This is a genomic window from Novacetimonas pomaceti (assembly GCF_003207955.1).
Taxonomy (GTDB): domain Bacteria; phylum Pseudomonadota; class Alphaproteobacteria; order Acetobacterales; family Acetobacteraceae; genus Novacetimonas; species Novacetimonas pomaceti.
In genome coordinates, this window is sequence record NZ_NOXG01000008.1 from 22688 (window position 1) to 40579 (window position 17892).

The 17892-nt window shown below is 60.7% G+C and carries 15 protein-coding genes; 1 reads left to right on the forward strand and 14 read right to left on the reverse strand.

The window, feature by feature from the left end:
• Positions 1-9 precede the first annotated feature (9 nt).
• The 14 genes from CFR71_RS08895 to CFR71_RS08960 all read right to left on the reverse strand — a co-directional run bounded on the left by CFR71_RS08895 (position 10) and on the right by CFR71_RS08960 (position 16604).
• Positions 10-861, reverse strand: a complete 852-nt coding sequence (locus tag CFR71_RS08895; RefSeq protein WP_110530314.1) for an SDR family NAD(P)-dependent oxidoreductase — start codon at positions 859-861, stop codon at positions 10-12.
• A gap of 119 nt (positions 862-980) precedes the next feature.
• A complete protein-coding gene (locus CFR71_RS08900; protein ID WP_110530316.1) occupies positions 981-1634 on the reverse strand; it encodes a DedA family protein in 654 nt (217 codons plus the stop codon).
• A 267-nt stretch (positions 1635-1901) separates the two neighbouring features.
• Complete coding sequence (locus CFR71_RS08905) at positions 1902-3599, reverse strand: thiamine pyrophosphate-binding protein (RefSeq protein WP_110530318.1); 1698 nt, start codon at positions 3597-3599, stop codon at positions 1902-1904.
• A 372-nt stretch (positions 3600-3971) separates the two neighbouring features.
• Positions 3972-5231 (reverse strand): hypothetical protein, encoded by a 1260-nt coding sequence (locus CFR71_RS08910; RefSeq protein WP_110530320.1) that lies wholly within the window; start codon positions 5229-5231, stop codon positions 3972-3974.
• A gap of 87 nt (positions 5232-5318) precedes the next feature.
• The gene (locus tag CFR71_RS08915) at positions 5319-5645 is read right to left on the reverse strand and encodes a DUF4282 domain-containing protein (protein WP_110530322.1); all 327 of its coding nucleotides are present in this window, start codon (positions 5643-5645) and stop codon (positions 5319-5321) included.
• Positions 5646-5717: 72 nt separating this feature from the next.
• A complete protein-coding gene (locus CFR71_RS08920; protein WP_110530324.1) occupies positions 5718-7403 on the reverse strand; it encodes a hypothetical protein in 1686 nt (561 codons plus the stop codon).
• A gap of 16 nt (positions 7404-7419) precedes the next feature.
• Positions 7420-8226, reverse strand: a complete 807-nt coding sequence (locus tag CFR71_RS08925; RefSeq protein ID WP_110530326.1) for a hypothetical protein — start codon at positions 8224-8226, stop codon at positions 7420-7422.
• A 582-nt stretch (positions 8227-8808) separates the two neighbouring features.
• Positions 8809-9846, reverse strand: coding sequence for a L,D-transpeptidase (locus tag CFR71_RS16510; protein WP_239020330.1), 1038 nt, complete (start codon positions 9844-9846; stop codon positions 8809-8811).
• Positions 9847-10052: 206 nt separating this feature from the next.
• Positions 10053-11393 carry a dihydroorotase gene (locus CFR71_RS08940; protein WP_110530412.1) on the reverse strand — a complete coding sequence of 447 codons (1341 nt, stop codon included), beginning with the start codon at positions 11391-11393 and terminating at the stop codon, positions 10053-10055.
• Between the two features lie 153 nt (positions 11394-11546).
• A complete protein-coding gene (locus tag CFR71_RS16515; protein WP_165829231.1) occupies positions 11547-11687 on the reverse strand; it encodes a hypothetical protein in 141 nt (46 codons plus the stop codon).
• Positions 11688-11745: 58 nt separating this feature from the next.
• Positions 11746-13107 carry an Nramp family divalent metal transporter gene (locus tag CFR71_RS08945; RefSeq protein ID WP_110530330.1) on the reverse strand — a complete coding sequence of 454 codons (1362 nt, stop codon included), beginning with the start codon at positions 13105-13107 and terminating at the stop codon, positions 11746-11748.
• A gap of 406 nt (positions 13108-13513) precedes the next feature.
• Positions 13514-14239, reverse strand: a complete 726-nt coding sequence (locus CFR71_RS08950; protein WP_110530414.1) for a class II aldolase/adducin family protein — start codon at positions 14237-14239, stop codon at positions 13514-13516.
• A gap of 64 nt (positions 14240-14303) precedes the next feature.
• Positions 14304-15482: a pyridoxal phosphate-dependent aminotransferase gene (locus CFR71_RS08955; protein WP_110530332.1), complete on the reverse strand. Its 1179-nt coding sequence runs from the start codon at positions 15480-15482 to the stop codon at positions 14304-14306.
• Positions 15483-15734: 252 nt separating this feature from the next.
• On the reverse strand, positions 15735-16604 hold the full coding sequence (locus tag CFR71_RS08960) for a dimethylarginine dimethylaminohydrolase family protein (RefSeq protein ID WP_110530334.1): 870 nt from the start codon (positions 16602-16604) through the stop codon (positions 15735-15737).
• A gap of 282 nt (positions 16605-16886) precedes the next feature.
• Here CFR71_RS08960 and CFR71_RS08965 point away from each other — a divergent pair, with 282 nt between their 5' ends.
• On the forward strand, positions 16887-17873 hold the full coding sequence (locus tag CFR71_RS08965) for a LysR family transcriptional regulator (RefSeq protein ID WP_110530336.1): 987 nt from the start codon (positions 16887-16889) through the stop codon (positions 17871-17873).
• Positions 17874-17892 lie beyond the last annotated feature (19 nt).

The window sequence follows — 17892 nt, forward strand, 5'->3', positions numbered from 1 at the left end:
TCGTGGATGTCAGGCAGGACGGTCGGTGGGGCCTGCCCCGTCGTCCCTGTGGGCACGCAGGTATTTCCGGCGTCCCTTTTCCCCGATCCATAGCATGATCGGGAGCAGGCGTTGCCACAGGGCCGGGAAGATCAGCAGGATCTGCCCGAAGATCCCGTCCGAGGACGGAACAAACACATCCCGGCTGCCGCGGCGCAGGGTACGCAGGATGATGTTGGCGATGATCTGCGGCTGAACGGGCAGTGTCACGAAATTCAGGGCGGACCCGCCGTTCTGCATCTCGCGCTGCAGCATGGGGGTATCAACCGCGCCCGGGAAAACGGACGACACGCGTATGCCGCGTGACTTCACTTCCTCGCGCAGGGACAGGGCAAAGCCGCGCAGGCCGAATTTCGTGGCCGCATAGACGCTGCTTCCGGCAAGCGGGACGATGGCCGCCATCGAATTGACGAACACGATGTGTCCCCCGCGCGGCATCAGGTCCAGCAGGTGGGTGGTCAGGATGACGGGCGCCTGCAGGTTGACCTTCATCTGTTCCGCGACGGCCGCGTCATCAAGATCCGACACGGTTTGCGGCACGATTACGCCCGCGCAGTGGATCAGCACCTGAACCGGCGCGCCCATGGCACGGATTTGCGCCGTGACCGGAACAATGGAGTGCGTATCGCCCAGATCGCAGCGCAGCGTGGTCAGGTCAGGTGAATCCGGCAGCATCGGGATCTGTCCCCGCCGCGTTATCGCCACGACATGATACCCGGCCGCAAGCAGGCCCCTGATCACAAGGCGACCAATTCCCCCAGCGCCGCCGGTAATGACCGCCAGTGGATGCCGCGTCGAACATGATGGAAGCGGATCCGTCATGGCAATCTCGCGCTGGGTGGGAAAGTGATGATTTTCAACCTGATATGCTTACGGCTCATGTTACCTGTTGTAACATATCGTCATCAGTGCGTCGAAGGCAAATTGTACGCCTGCCCCTTTCACCGTGACTTTGATGTGCCCGATTTTTCATCATTGCCGCTCATGTCGTCGCGCGCTTCCTGCATTGCCTTTTCCGTCAGGCGTTTTTCATTCCGCCGCAGGAAAATGGCCGAACCGCCAACGCCCACGACGACGCCGATCACGCCGATGACACTCGCGGGGCCGGACAACTGCATGATCTTGTGGCCCAGGTAATAGGTCAGCATGGCATAGCCACCGGCCCAGCAGATGCCGCCGGCGGCGTTGAAAATCAGGAAACGCGGCCACGTCATGTGGTTTGCGCCCGCCAGCAGCGCCACGAACACGCGCACGACTGCGATAAAACGGCCGAAAAAGACGATTTCGCTGCCATGGCGACGAAACAGGAACCTGCCCAGCAGCAGGCGGTCCGGCGTCATGCCGATCCGCGTGCCGTAACGTTGCAGCAGGGGGATGCCCACGGCCCTGCCAATCATGTAGCCGATATTGTCCCCTATGATCGCGCCGATGATGGCGGCAACCGCCACCCATCCGATATTCATGTGGTGGGTCGCCGCGCAATAGAGCGAGGCCGAGATGATCAGCGTTTCCGCAGGCAGCGGCAGGCCCATGCTTTCCAGCATGACGATGAAGGTGATTACGCCATATCCATAATGCTGGAACAGGGAGTCCATGTGGTGAAGCAGCTTACAATCTCCTTGCGCGTGGCATGCGCGGGGCGCCTTTCATGCGGCCGGAAATGGCTACCATCACCTGTTATGCGGGATCCCCAGTCGCCTGACATGCCATGTGGACACCGCAATGCGGGAATTTGCAACCCGTGGGAACCCCATTTTTCAAATAGCTGCTTTCCATCATGTCGAGGGTGTCGGGCGGAAATGGATCGCAGAAGGCAGACGGGAAAAACAACCGATCTTCTGCGATCCCGTGGGCGGCGTTTCCTATTCGGCGCGGATCATGATCTCCACGACATTCGCGCGGCCTGACGCGATCCCTGCCTGGATGGCCGGGCCGATGTCGGCGGCGCGGGTAACGCGGATGGCCGACAGTCCGTAGGAAGTCGCCATCGCCTGATAATCTATGGCCGGGTCATTCAGGTCCATGGCAAGGTAATTGCCATTGCGGCTGGAGACGTAATGCGTCTGCCGCCGCATGAAGCCCTTCAGGACATTATATTCCTGATTGTTCATGATGACGAAGGTGACGGGCAGCTTCTCATGCGCCGCCGTCCAGATCGCCTGCGGGGAATAGAGCGAGGCCCCGTCCCCCACCAGACAGACGACAGGTTCCCTGCCCAGCCCCAGCGAGGCCCCGACAGCCGCGGGCATGCCCCATCCCAGCGCGCCGCCCCGCAGGAAGGAATATTGCGCCGGCCAGTCACTGTCGAGGAACGAGCGCACATGGGAAGACGTGGCGATGGCTTCATCGACGATCGCGACATCGGGACCGATGGCGCGCACGGCCTCGTAGGCCGCGACACAGGGGGCGATGACGGGCTCATCCATGTGCTGCAGCGCGGTTTTGATCGCATGACGGCGACGCCCTGCGTTCCGGTCGGCCACTTCCTTGCGGTTTTTGGCGTATGCCTCCCGGTTGGCCACGGTGGCCTGTTCCAGCAGGGGCAGTAATGCCTCCAGCGAGGACCTGATATGCCCGACCAGCGACAGCGGCGTGTAAAAGGTGCGGCCCAGATCCCCGATATCGGCCGAAACCTGATAGATCGCGCAGCCCGGCGGCACGGCGGAGCCTTCGGAATACAGGATGGTAATCAGGGATTTGCCACCCAGGGCGAAAATCGCGTCATAATCGCGCAGCTTTGCCGCGATGTCCGCGGCACGGGGCGGCAGGTTCCCCTCCCACAGCGGATGGGACGTCGCAAAGGGAATGCGCGAAGGCCAGGATGATCCGAATACCGGCGCGCCCAGAAGTTCCGCCACCGCCGCGACCTGTGCCGAGGCACCGGCGGCATGGACTTCGTCGCCCGCGATGATGCCCAGCCGTCCCGGCGCAATCCGCGCCAGCGCCTGCGCCAGTTCCGGCAGGCCGCCTGCAATCGACTGCCGGTCGATATGCGAGGGCGGTGTGGAGGCGACGTTGCTCATTTCCTCCATCACGTCCATGGGCAATGACAGGAACACCGGTCCCGTGGGCGCCGCCATGGCATCGTTGAACGCGCGATGCACCAGTATCGGCAACTGGTCCGCATGCATCACTTCCTGCGCCCATTTGACCGCGGGTGTCGCGATGCTGACCAGATCACCGAACAGCAGGGGGTCGGAAATTGTATGGCGTGAATCCTGCTGGCCCGCCGTAACGACCAGTGGCGTCTGCGACACGCTGGCGTTGAGCAGGTTGCCCATGCCATGTCCCAGGCCGCCCGCGGTATGCAGGTTCAGAAAGCCCGGACGTCCCGCGGCCTGCGCATATCCATCCGCCATGGCGACCGCGCTGGCTTCCTGCAGGGCAAGGACATAATGCAGGTCGGGGCGTTTCTGCAGGGCATCAATCAGCGGCAGTTCAGTGGTGCCGGGATTGCCAAAAATATACCTGACCCCCTCGCTTTCAAGAAGTTCGAGCAGGATGTCAGCGCCCCTGCGGCTGCGCTGACCGTCGATATCACTGACTGCCGTGATCTGCATGAATGGCCTCTTTCATACTGGTGTCGTTGCGACTGTAATATGAAAACAGGGATTGTCATCCGTCCAATATGGCCCCGACGCATATAAGACAGACGAGAACAGTTTGGATGTGATTATCGGTTATTTATATTCAAAAACATATTTCAGAATATAATGTTATGATCTCATGCCCGGGCCGGCCCGCCCGGCATGTGGCGGATGTGCCCCTCCCCGTCCCGAGGGGCAGCCTTTCTCCCGAAACATGATGCGGGATGGGGAAGGTCCATGTCCTTCCCGCTGCCATGTCGCCCAGCCAACGGAACGGGGCCGGGTGGACATGTGACATGATGCCCCCGCGCGGCGTTTTGCGAGGGCGCGTGGAAACGGACCGCCTTACATCTGGCTGAGCGTGGCGTTGAGGCGCTGCATAAGTTCAGGCAGCTGCATGTCCTTGAGTTCGTTAAGCGGCACGGCGTTCTTGTTGTCCGATTTCAGGTTGAAGGCCGGAAGATTGTCCGTGTCCAGCAGGGCCGCCAGATGTGCCTGCTTATCCGACAGGCCGGCCCGACGGGCCTGGTTTTCCTTGATGGCAATCATTCCGTCCTTTTGGGTATCGGACCCATCCACGGGAAGCGGCGTATTGGGCAGTTCCTTTTCCCGCCTGGTCTGGGGCGTCGTGTCGATCGTTATGTCCTCGTTCTGCACACCGATCCGCGACAGGCTCTGCAGGATGTTGAAGACGAGGAAACCGTTGATGCCCCGTTTGTTCTGCGACAGCAGAGCAAACAGCGAAGGGTCGAGCAGGACTGACGAGAACTGGGAAAGTTCGACATGGCCTTTCCAGCTTGCGTAATCATCCAGCGTGGCGCTGGTCCGGATATCCATCAACGACTTGGCATCCTGCAGCTTGTAGGCCAGTTCAAACGAACCGCGCAGGTTGTTGTATCCGTCGCGCGCCGTCGCGTGGACAAGCTTGTTCAGGATATCGGGCATCATCATGCCCGATCCGCTGTTGAGAAGTTTCTGGACAGGGATATCCATTCCCGAAGCCGAGATATCCAGATGGTGCGGAACCGGATGCGCCGTATCGATATTGGAAATACCAAGGCTGGAAATCGTGATGTCGGCATTCGGCGTCACGTGCCATTTCACACCGGACAGCCACACGGTGCCAAAGGGAGACGCGCTGACCCCATCATATTGCACCACGTCCAGAAGATGGGCGGACAGCAGGGCGTCATGGACGGATTTCGTCGCCTTTTCCGTCGCCAGATGATGCATCACGCCCCATCCGGCCAGCAGCAGGCAGCCCATGCCCCCTGCCCCGGCCATCAGCCACCGGCGGTATTTCTGCACGAAGGAACGGCGGTTTTCCGCATTGCCCAGTTCATGGGCCGCCTTGTTCATGTATTCGGTGGCGGAACGCTGGGCCGCGCGGACCTTGGGCGCCTGCGATGCGACGAAGCTGGAGGTGCGGGCGGAAAATTCCTTCAGCCCCTTGCCCAGCTGCTCCAGCGTTTCATCCGCCTTCAGCGTGGCGCCCATGTCACCGCCAGCGGCGGTCTGGGCGATCCCGCCTGCCGCCAGCAGGGTCCCAGAGGGAATCAGGGGGCTGATTGGCGGCAGCAGTTCGCCAAGTGGCGGCAGCAACATGGAGGAATCAAGCGCAGCAGCGCCTGGCGGAGGAGGTGTGCCGGGGGTCAGCATGGCCGTCATCGTCCCTTTGTCTGCTCTGCCGGATCAGGCGACGCGCTTTTGCGCGTTTTCGCGCTGCCATGCCAGTTCGTCACGGATCATGAACACCACCAGCACGGTTTCACAGGCGATGCGCGTCAGGATGATGCTCAGGACGGTGATGATAAGGGCGGCTATCCCCCCGATGAACAGACCGGCAAGGGCGGCCAGCGTCGTGGACTGTCCCAGCATTTCCGCTGAATTGATGAAAAGCCCAAGTATTCCGACGAACGTGCCCAGTCCGGACAGAACACAGCTCACGACGCCGATATAATAGAATATCTTCATGAACTGGGGCGTAATAAGCGTATTGAAGGACAGGAGGCTCTTCATTGCATTTGGTCCTTGTCAGGAAAAAAACATAACGGTTGGTGTCAGAAGCAAAAGGGGCCGGATTCAGGAAAATCAGGGTGCCGGAGCACCCGTCGCCGCCTGTGTGGCATTGGCGATCTTGCGGTTTTCGATTTCCGTGGGGTCGGTTGCGTCGGCGCACTGCGCCTGCTTGCAGGCATACGCACGCACGACCGTCATCTGCGCGTCGGGGAAATCACCCGTCGTGGGGGTCGAAAGGGTACCGCGCACCAGATACCAGCCGGCATCCCCGAACGTGGCTTTTTCATCAGCCATTGTCAGGTCAAGGTGACCGGGCCAGGTGGTGGCGACGTCCTTGTGGCCGGAACCGTCTGTCTGGACCAGGAAACTGGCCTCCACCGGGCTGCCATTGTTCTGCATCGATGCGAAACGGGTATCGCGGATATTGTTAAGCGAACGGAACAGCTCGACCGGTTTGTCATCGTTGATCCAGTTCGCCATGCGTACTGGCGGCGGGGCGTTGGACAGCTGCTGGATTTCGCTGTCCCGACGGGCCATGAGCTGTTTCTGCCGCTTTTCGGCAGCGACCTTTGCCGCCTGCGCGCGCTGTGCCGCGATCTGTTCCGGACCCGCCTGGTAAATCGGCGTTTCCATATGGCTGTTTCCATAGACGGCATATCCGCGAAGCGTGGCGGAATATGCCGTCTGTCCACCATTGCCGCTGGCGCTCTTGGGATTGACTTCGAAAGTCATCAGGACCCAGATGCGGCGGTTCATCCAGCCAAAGTTTTCGCGTTTGCGTTCGAAATTACGTGCATCCTCAGGCGACATTGCAAAACCGGTGATGCTCTGCATGTCCGGTACATGCAGCGGAACGCGCGAGGGAATGCCATCGCCCGCGCAGGATCCTGACAGGTTGAGCGTATCCCCATGGATTTCGATGGGAAACGTGCCTGTCTGGAAATCGTAATGTCCGAATTCGGTCTCGATGCTTGCGTAAATGAGGTTCGGCCCGATCACGCTGCTCTGGGCCTGCATGTCCTGGCCGGCTTTTTCCAGGATTTCATGCTGGCGGAAATCGTCGCTGCCGGCACGGAACCATTCGGATTGCATATGGCCCTGCGCCCAGCAGCGCTGGACGTCGGGATTGGCAAGGAACGAGGGGTCATTTTTGCCGGCGAACAGCAGATAGCCCCAGTAATTCTGGTCACCCACGGGCGGTATCGTGATTGATGGCGCGGCTGGCGCGGGCGCAGGTTCTGGCGGTGTCGCGGCAGGTGTTGGCTGTGCCGGCGTGGCGTCCGCGCCCTGTGGCGTGCTGCCGTCAGGCGACAGCGCCCATGGCGGGGGCGGCTCGGCGGAAGATGATGCCGGGGATGTGGATGCGGGAGGCGTCACGGCCGCGAAAGTCCAGCCGGAGCTGCGTTCCGCGTGAAAATGGCCGGTAATGTTTCCATCTTCGGACACGTTGGCGTCCGCGCGTTCCGCTGTCGGGCAGGTCTGTTCAAATTCCCGGCGCATCTTGTCCAGAAGCTCGACCTGTGCCGCGGGATTGCCCCTGTCCGCGCTTTCGCTTGTCAGGACCATCCTGAGGTGCAGGCTGGGCTGGCACCAGTTGGCGCCACCTGCGGCATAGACCTCGATATGGCGGGCGCTGGAACGTGCGATCAGGGCTTCGTCATCGGCCCGTGCCGCCATGGGGATCAACGCCATCGCCAGCGCCACCCCGGCCACAAGGCGCTGGCGCGCGCCGGGGGTATGCAGGACCGACCGGATCATGCGCTTGCTCCTCACGTCAGTTGAGTTCCCACACGCCCTGCGGCGAACGGCATGCCGTTTCGGTCGCGGTGCTGGATTTCCCCTTGTCCGTGGCGACGGTCTTCAGGTCGCGGCAGGTGACGCTTGCATTGACGGTAGACGACACGGTCTTGCTGGCCGGGGCCGACGGCGCGGCATCAAGGTCAAACGTGCCGCTGCTGGCCGCGTGACGGCTGGCTGCGGTCATGGGATGCAGGGCGGATGCCGTGACATATCCGACCGCGCGTCCCTGCTGTGAAACCAGCATCCAGTTCTGCCCTGTCAGCTGGCCCACAACCATGATGGTGGACTGCGTCGGAAGCGTCATGGCAACCGTGGCTGACGTGGAGGGGGAAAGATAGACGGGGGCCGCCGATGTCACCTGATAACGCGCGCCAATCGCATGAATGGATCCGGGTGCCGCGACATTGGCGTTACGCACGATGCGGATCGACTTTTCTTCCTGGCGGGTGTTCGACGTCGTGATGGTGGCGCGCATGGCCGAATGGTCCGACTGCCATGTGACCGTGCGGTTATCGCCCTGCGCCATCAGGAGCTGCTGCTGTTTGCGGGCCAGCGCCTTGCGATCCATGTTGTCGAGCATGTTGCCGATGCTCGAACCAAAGGATTCACCGCCAATCAGGCTTGCCAGGCCAGCCACGACGTGATTGCGGGTGGTATGGACACCGGGTTCCGTTCCGGTCTGGGCAGTATTTCCTGACTGGTCCGTCACACACCCCGAAATCGAAACGGAAATGCAGAGGATGGAAAAAGTTTTTGCGCCAATCCTGTAAAAGTCACGCATTACCGATCTTTTCCTAATGTATTATGCAAGTTGAAATTTCGGACGGGGATAACGTTGCTTCAACGGATCGTCAATCAAAAAAATAGACCGGATGTACATCTAACCAGGAAATTTCAGGTTGAATACGTGAAAGATGAAGATATAAAAACGGAAAAATAAATATTATCTTTTTGAATTTTCTTCTCTAAACGCGATTGACATGCATGATCGGTCAGTATTCCGGATTTTGGGTTCTCCTTGTTCGAAAGGGCATTGTGTTACAGATTTTTGACATGTATTTGGGAATTTCTGACGGATTTCCAGAATCCTCCGTATAATGTTCCATTAAAGAAATGATTAACGGGCTGCCCGGAAATGTCTGGGGAGAGATCGTGGTCGATATCCTGACCGGATAATACGTCGCCATGGTTGCCGGTTGAAACCTGCCCATGGAAAATCGGTGCCGGGAGTATCGGGATGAAAAATCCCGAAATATGATCCAGCATAAAATGAGGTGGAATATTTACACGATACTTTGGGTGTCGTGCTGGATGCATTGAAAAATACAATACATGATGAAATATTTATTTCATGAATTGTGGATCAGAGGGTTGTCGTAGCCTCGTCCGCGGGCTGACCTTCTTCAGGAGCAGGAGCAGGAGCAGGAGCAGGAGCAGGAGCAGGAGCAGGAGCAGGAGCAGGAGCAGGAGCAGGAGCAGGAGCAGGAGCAGGAGCAGGAGCAGGAGCAGGAGCAGGAGCAGGAGCAGGATTTGCCGATTGTGCAAGGAACTTTGCAAAATCGTCCTGTATCTTGCGCGCCAGTTGCGGATCGGAAACCAGCGCATCCACCTGCGAGGAATCGATCACGACGACCTTGTCCCCCGCGAGGGAGGCGGACACATGCCCCGCCCCCAGCAACGCCTGCAGGCCCCGCGCCTCGTGCCCGTCACGGATAAGGTTATCCAGGTCGCGGTCAATCAGGCCGTGACGGTCAAGGAATGTATTGAAACGCGAGGGGATGCGTATGCACCCTTCGGAATCAGAGCGGCCCAGCCGCTGTTCCAGCAGGTCCGGATCGGTTGCATGCATTTCCAGCCGCACGACGGCAACCGCGCCTTTCCTGCGCCAGTCCTCGGTCGTCTGCCAGCCGAAATCCCATACCCGCATGCCCTTGCCGCCGTTGCCCCTGACGCCGAATTCATTTTTCGTGCCCTGCGCGCGATATCCATAAATCTGCCCGTCATTGGTAAAGATGCCGACCGGGGTCCGGAAATGTTCCGCGCGGCCGGGGCGTCCCGTGCTGACGCGCACCGTGCCAAGGGAGGTCAGGGTGCCAAGGTCCCCTCCCCCAACGGTAACCCACAGTCTCTGCACCCGTTCGGAACGGTCCACCACCAGGATGACCTGCGGGCTGTCGGGCCAGAGATGGGCATTGTCCAGAAGCTGCTTCGCCAGCGACAGGCTGTGGCTGGTCAGGGCTGGGCTGGTCCGTACGATCTGCGTTCCCACCTCGGCCTTCATGGCCGTCTGGAGAGCGCCTATTTCGCGTGAGACATCGGGCGTTGAAGGCTCCGCCCTCCCCTGTTCCATCGCGCAGCCCAGAATGAGGAACACCCCGGCCGCGCATGAAACCATCCACATGTGGTTTTTGACATGATGACCCGATGATCCAGCGTTATTCCGTGCCATCTTGAAAAAGTCGTTCAGGGACATGTCTGTATATTCAATTGTCTATTGATTTTGATGTCCTTGTCATCGGGGCGGAATGGGACATGGCGCAAGGCGGGATCAGGCGCGCGAGCATCCATGGCGGCCAAATTACGCCACGGATGCGCGATGGGACCCGATCAGGTGTCCTGGGGCCGATCCGTGGCCTCGAAACGCAGGGGCTCGCCAATGGCCGTGCCCGGCAGTTCGCCTTCCCACATGACGGTATGGCCCCGGATGATGGTCCCCACCGGCCGTCCCGTCAGCGTGCGCCCGACAAAGGGCGACCACCCGCAGCGCGAGGCCAGCCAGTCCTGCCTGACTTCCCATCGGGCATTGAGGTCCACGATGGAAAAATCCGCGTCATACCCAACGGCGATACGTCCCTTTCGCACCAGTCCGAAAAGGCGCTGCGGACCCGCGGATGTCATGTCCACCACGCGACGTAGCGTCAGGCGTCCATGGGCGACATGGTCAAGCATCAGGGGAAGCAGCGTCTGCACCCCCGGCATGCCGGACGGGGACGCGGGATAGGCGCGTTCCTTCGCGGTCGTGGTATGGGGGGCATGGTCGGAGCCGATGATGTCGGGAACCCCCTGCCCCATCCAGAACCACAGCCCGTCGCGGGCGGCACGGTTGCGGATGGGCGGGTTCATCTGCGCCAGCGTGCCCAGTTCGGGATAGGCATCCTCGGCGGCAAGGGTCAGATGCTGCGGCGTGACCTCGCAACTGGCGATATCCTTGTTCGCGGACAGGAACTCCAGCTCCGCTGGCGTCGTGACATGCAGGACATGGATGCGGCGTCCCGTCCTGCGCGCCAGCCGCACGATGCGCCGGGTCGCGCGCATTGCCGTTTCCTCGTCCCGCCAGACCGGGTGCGATGACGGATCGCCCTCCACGCGATGGCCAAGCCGTTCATGGAGGCGTTCCTCATCCTCGGCATGGATCGCCACGCGGCGGGATCCGGAACGCAGCACCCGCTCCAGGATCCGGTCGTCGGAAACCAGCAGGCTGCCGGTCGAGGATCCCATGAAAATCTTGATGCCCGCCGTACCCGGCAGCTTTTCCAGTTCGCCGCACCGGTCGGCATTGTCGGTCGTGGCGCCGACATAAAAAGCATGCTCGCACCACATCCGGCCATGCGCCCGCGCCAGCTTGTCCCGGACGGCTTCGGGGGTATCGGTGGGGGGCTGGGTGTTGGGCATTTCAAAAACGCCGGTCACCCCGCCCAGCACCGCGGCGCGGCTGCCGGATTCAAGGTCTTCGGCATCGCCGGGACCCGGCTCCCTGAAATGGACCTGCGTGTCGATCACGCCGGGCAGGATGGTCAGGCCGGTGCAGTCAATCGTGCGACGGGCCTCCCCCGTGCCGCCAATGCGGGCAATGCGCCCGTCGCGCACGTACAGGTCCGTCGCCACGGTCTGGTCAGGCAGGACAACCGTCCCGTTCTTTAGAAGCAGGTCGTAAAATGTGCCAGGCATCAGCTCTTCCGTCTCGTATGCGTTTGTGGAGCAGATGCTCAACCGGCTCCGGCGTGGAACGGAAAATAATCGACATGCATGCGAACGTCCAGAAGCAGGCATTTCGTTTCATGTTTCGATGCGGCATGAGGCCGCCATGACCTGACGGCGGTCCTATTGCGCAACGAAAAGCATGATGACGCACAGGGTGGCCATCACGATGATGAGGAGATGCCCGGACCAGTAATCCGGTCCCGCATGCCGACCGCCAAGCGGGACGGCTGTCGGGACGATATCGCGATGCCGCTCTGTCATGATCCCTCCTTTGCCCGGATGTGAGGGGCTGTTGCGTCGTCGTATGCGCCTGTGTCTTTCATGACTGCCCCGAGAGCGTGTCCCACAGCAGCCTGAAATTGAGAACGAGGATGGTCGTTGCAACGATCCATGCGAAAATCTTCATCGGGAAGGAAATGGTGAATTCCCCCATTTTCTCCCGATCGGAAACGAACATGATCAGTGGGATGACCGCGAAAGGCAGTTGCATCGACAGGACGACCTGACTGAACATCAGCAGTTCCCCCACCCCCCGCGCGCCATACAGCGGTATGACGACAAGGACCGGCAGCACCGCAAGGCCACGCGTCAGGAGGCGGCGCGCCCAGTGGGGAAGCGTCAGGTGAAGGAAGCCCTCCATGGCGATCTGCCCGGCGAGCGTGCCCGTCACCGTGGAATTGGTGCCCGCCGCCAGCAGCGCCGTCGCAAACAGGGTCGAGGCGATTCCCACGCCAAGGACGGGGGACAGCAGGCGATAGGCATCGGAAATCTCCGCCACGTCCTGATGTCCGTGGGCATGGAATGCCGCCGCCGCGACGATCAGGATGGCGGCATTGATGAACAGCGCCAGCACGAGGGCGATCGTGCTGTCCAGCGTTGCCCACCTGATGGCGTCGCGGCGTCCGGCGACGGTGTGCTGGAAATCACGGGTCTGCACGATGGACGAATGCAGGTACAGGTTATGCGGCATCACCGTGGCGCCGATGATGCCGATGGCGACATACAGCATGGAACTGTTGGTCAGGATCTGCGGAGACGGCATGAAGCCACGCAGGATCGCCGACAGCGATGGAACGGCGGCGACAAGCTGGACCACGAAGCAGCCCGCGATCACCAGCAGCAGCCCGATGACAAATGCCTCCAGATACCGAAAGCCGCGCCGCATCAGCAAAAGCACGAGAAACGCGTCGCCGATGGACAGGATCGTTCCCCCGATCAGGGGAATGCCAAACAGCAGTTGCAGCGCGACCGCCGTGCCGATGACCTCCGCCAGGTCGCAGGCGATGATCGCGAGTTCGCAGGACAGCCATAATGCAATGCTTGCCATGGGCGGGAAATGGTCCCGGCAGGCCTGTGCCAGATCGCGCCCGGTTACAATTCCCAGCCGGGCCGCCAGCGCCTGAAGGACGATGGCCATCAGGTTCGACAGCATGATGACCGACAGCAGGCGATAACCGAACAGGCTTCCCCCCTGCAGGTCCGTCGCCCAGTTTCCCGGGTCCATGTATCCGACGGAGACCATGTATCCCGGCCCCACGAACGCGGCGAAGCGGCGCCACCAGGGGGCCGTGGCCTCGGGGACATGAATGCTGCCGTGGACGTCCGGCAGGCTGGGGCTCGTGCTGTTCCGCCGGGCAAAGCGCCAGCCGGGGGGGGAGGGCACGGATGGGCTGTCGGACATGGCTCGGTGCCTCAGGACGCTGGTATGTGCCCATTGAACGCGACGGTCCGGAAATATGCAATATGCTATATGTTGTGGTAACAACAATTTTTCATGGTGCGTGGATGATCACGCATGGCTGGAAGGGAAAACCATCGTCGGATGTTGGCTCGGGGTGGCGATGTCCGGCCCCTGCCCGTCTGGCGTCTCTGTCTGGCGCCTCTGATGCCGGTGTGATGGGGCGATCCGTGGTCGCGGCGTCGTCAGGACGCGCTGGACCCCGGCCCGGTTCCGTTGCCGGACTGGCATTGATCAGTGCGTGCGCTTCCTGCGCATCGGCACGGCGCAAACGAATGGAATGAATGGGCGTAATGTCAGGCTGTCGCGTTTACTGTCCCATGGCGCGAACAGGAGCGCAGGGCCGTCTTCAGTCCTTGTAATCAGGCTGTTCACGGTCCAGCTTGCGGATCAGTGCCTGCCAGATCAGCTGTCCCTGGTCCGTATCATCCTCGAATTGCTGCCGTGCCCGTAAAATACTGTCCCGGGAGGGGAAATGCAGCGGCATTCCGGTTGATTGCGCCGCGATCTGGATGCGGCATGCCTGTTCAAGATAATACATGCGGTAAAAACATTCCGCCACGCTGCGCCCGACCGTCAGCAGGCCGTGATTTTGCAGGATCAGCCCGTGATGCTGCCCAAGGTCGCGAACCAGACGTTCGCGTTCGCTCAGGTTGTCGTCGGCGGCAATCCCTTCATAGGCGTGAAAGCCAATCCGGTCATGAAATTCCATGCTGATCTGGTTGACCGGCAGGATCCTCTGATCCTGTGCGGCCACCGCCATGCCCGCGACCGTATGGGTGTGCATGACACAGGCCGCGTCGGGACGGGCGCGGTGGATGGCGGAATGGATGACGAAGCCGGCCGGATTGATGGGCCATGCCGTAGGTTGCCGGGGATGGCCGTCCGCATCCACCTTCACCAGCGAACTGGCGGTGATTTCCTCGAACAGGAAGCCATAGGGATTGACCAGATAGGTATGCTGCGGACCGGGCAGCCGCACCGACAGGTGGGTATAGACAAGATCCGTCATCCCGAAATGGGCAATCAGCCGGTAGGCGGCGGCGAGTTCCTGCCTCAGCGCCCTCTCCGGCATGGAGGGCACGTCTGGCGTGGTGGTCGACATGGGCCTGTTGCCCCCCGGTTTCATGCGCGTGGGTTCAGGCGATGACCACGTCAACGGCATTGCAGAAACTGCGCATGTCGCTTTCGGAGCCGACGGTGACGCGTGAGCAGTTCGGCCATATGGACCAGTTGCGCCCGATCACGACGCCCTGTTTTGAAATTGCCTCGCGCACCGGCTGCGCGGGACGTTTCCAGTCCACCATGAACATGTTCGCCGTGCTGGGAATATAGGATATGCCCCGCTGGCGCAGGTGCGCGAGGGTCTTTTCACGGATTTCCGTGGTCTGCGCGCGACGTTGCGCTATTTCCTGCGCCCGCGTGATGCTGGCCAGGCCGGTGGCCAGCCCCACCGTCGACAGCATGAAGGACTGCGCGAAGCCATCATAGCGCATCATCTTCTCATGCAGGTCGGGGCGCGCCATGCTCAGCCCCAGACGCAGCCCGGCCATTCCGAACAGCTTTGAGAAGGTACGCAGTACGACAACATCCTTGCCCGCCGTCACCATCGTGGCGGCGCTGGGTGTGCCTGCGAAATGGATATAGGCCTCATCGACCAGCACGATCGAACCGGCAGGTTTGTTGGCAACCAGCCACGCGATGTCCTCGATCGGGGTCAGCGTCCCGGTGGGATTGTTGGGCGAACAGATGTAATAGACCCCGGCCCGGGGATTGGCGGCAAGCATGGCGCGGACATCCGGGCGCCAGTTGTTTTCGGGGCGCAGCGGTACCTTGGTCAGGGGAACCTGCAGCCATTCCGCCGTTTCCCACGACGGTTCATAGGTGGGATTGACGGTCACAAGCCCACGCTGCGGGGAACAGAAGGTCACGATCGCACGGCACAGCGGATCGCCCGATCCCGGCCATGGCATGATGTGATCGGCGGGTACCCCGTCAACCGACGCCACGGCGTTGATCAGGTCCTGCCGCAGATGACCGGGCCAGTAACGATTTCCCCGCGCCACCATGGCGGAACCGGCGCGCACGCCTTCCTCCATCGGGCCGGTCCACCATTCGTTACTGTCAATTAACACTTTGCCTTCGTTATTGCCTGCCGACGCGACGACGCCACGGGCCTGCGCCGCCCTGCCCGGCAGCGACGCCAGTGCCATCCCTGCCCCCAGCAGCGCGCCGATGCGACCGAACTGGCGACGTGAATATCCACGTTCCAACAGGTCGCGTCGGGCATCAGCCGACAAAGTCGCATGGGTATTCATGTATGCGTTCCTTGTTGTGACAGGGCACGGGCGGAAGGTGGCCCCGATCCATATACAGGTTCGCATATCATGCAAGGTTATTCGTTACGATCAAGATTCGTTGTGAAAAACACTGTCGTAACATGCATGGAACGGTCATTTGCCGCAGCTCGGCAATGGCAGGCGGGACATGCCATTTTCTTTTTGATGGTTGCGCCGGATGCGGATGAGATATTCCATAAATTATATTCTACCATGCAATACGGGTAATGATCATGTCGCGAGGGAGTCCCGCCGCAGAGGCATGGTCATGCAGTGCACGCTGCCGCCACCACGTGAAAACTGATCCAGATTCGGGGTCATTACCTCGATTCCTTCGCCGCGCAGCATCTGGTTGATGCGGGTGCAGTGACGCGGGCTTATGACCCGTCCCCTGCCAAGGGCAAGAACATTGCACCCCATGTCATTCATTGCTTCCTTGTAACTGACTGGCAGCAGACGTATGCCCTGTTCGCGCAGCCATTGCAGGTCGGCATCCGGCAGGACATCCGTGACCGCGATGGCCGTATCGTCGCTGACCATGGTGAAAATGACATCCAGGTGCAGGAAATGCGCCGGAAAACGGATCAGCCGGCATGTCCAGCCTTCCTGCGTGAACCACTGCGCGAATTCGCGCGCGCCCGCTTCATCCGTGCGTCCCCCGCTGACGCCGATCACCAGCAGGCCGGGCCGTATGAAGTGTATGTCCCCGCCCTCGATATGGCCCTGCGTGCAGGTTTTCCAGATTTCGTCCGGGCCATAGAACTGCCTGACCTGCGCCTCTTCCGGGCGGCGTTCTGGCCGGGCCATGTTGGTGACGACCGTGCCGAATGGCGTGGTCTGGGAACTGTCGCGGGTATAGACCTCATAGGGCATCGTGCTTCGGGGCGTCAGGAAATGACAGGTGACATCGGCCATGCGCAGGGCGTCCACCAGTTCATCGAACTGTGACAGCATGACCGCATGATTGACGCGCTGTCCCCCGGCCATGGTCTGGATTGCGATGTCGTTACTGGGAAGCCACGAATAATGATCCGGGCGGCAAAGAAGGACATCAGACAGGTTCCCGCTTTCGCTGTCGATGAACCAGCGATTTGCTCTCATGACGTGAAAATCCTCAACAGATACAGCAACCTGCTTTCCAGGCAGGGAAAAACGCTATCAGCGTCCGGAACGTGACGGGATAAAAATGATAATGAGTTCACTTTGAAATTCCATTAATTTATGGAACCGGAAAACTTGTTTGTGTCCAGAAATATATTGTTGCACTGTCTGGACAAACGAAGGGGGATAAGAGACGATTATGGCACCTTTCAGGTAACATCGTTCCGATTGGACCCATTCAGACAGAACCGCCGCAGGTAACATGGACGGATCCCGACGCACATGACAGCCCAACCGACCACCCTTTCTTCCCCACCCCAGCCTTCCGGGCAGCGCCGGGCGTCAAAACGACGCAGGAGCGGGGGATTTCGCGGTCAGGTTGCCGAAGTTGATCTGCGTCTGCTGCGGGTATTCCGGACCGTGGCGGAGCGCGGGGGTTTTTCCGCCGCGGAAATCGCGCTGGGTAAAAGCAAGTCTTCCATCAGTATTGACATATCGGCGCTGGAAAACCGTCTGAACATAAAACTGTGCCAGCGCGGCCGCAGCGGTTTCGCACTGACGGGCGAAGGGCGCATGGTGCTTGAGGCAACGGAAGAACTTCTGTCGGACATCGACCGTTTCCAGCAGCGCATCAACAGCGCAAGCGGTATCCTGTCGGGGCGTTTTTCCTTCTACATGCCCGATAACATCCTGATCCATGGTGAAACGGCGGTCATCCGCGCGATCAAGATCTTTACCTCGCGCAACCCGTCGGTCTTCATGAACATGTGTTCGGCCTCCCCGCGGGAGGTGGAGCTTGCCGTCCTTGACGGACGCGCCACGGCGGGAATCGTGCTGCATGCCCCCCATCGTCCCGACCTGCAGAGCACGGCGTTATTTACGGAATCCCTCGGCCTGTATTGCGGGGCGAGCCATCCGCTTGCCGGCGTGCCGGAAGAGGAGATCACGCTGGAAACCCTGACGCAGCAGCGTATGATCGAGGTTTCCAGCGCGGTCTCCTCCCCCGCGTGGGACAGGATCAAGGGACAGATGACGTTCTGCGCCGGCGCGGAAAATGTCGATGCGCGCGCGCTGCTGATCCTGTCGGGGAATTATATCGGCTTCCTGCCGGAAGCCTATGCCCGTCCCCTGGTCGAAGACGGGCTTTTGCGTCATATCGGGCCTGAAAGCCTGCGCCTGATGACCAGTTTCCATTTCCTGGTGCGCCCTTCCCCCGACACCAGCCTGATGATCGAAACCTTCCGTACGATCCTGGAAGAATCGTATTGAAATATTCCGTCTGTCGCGT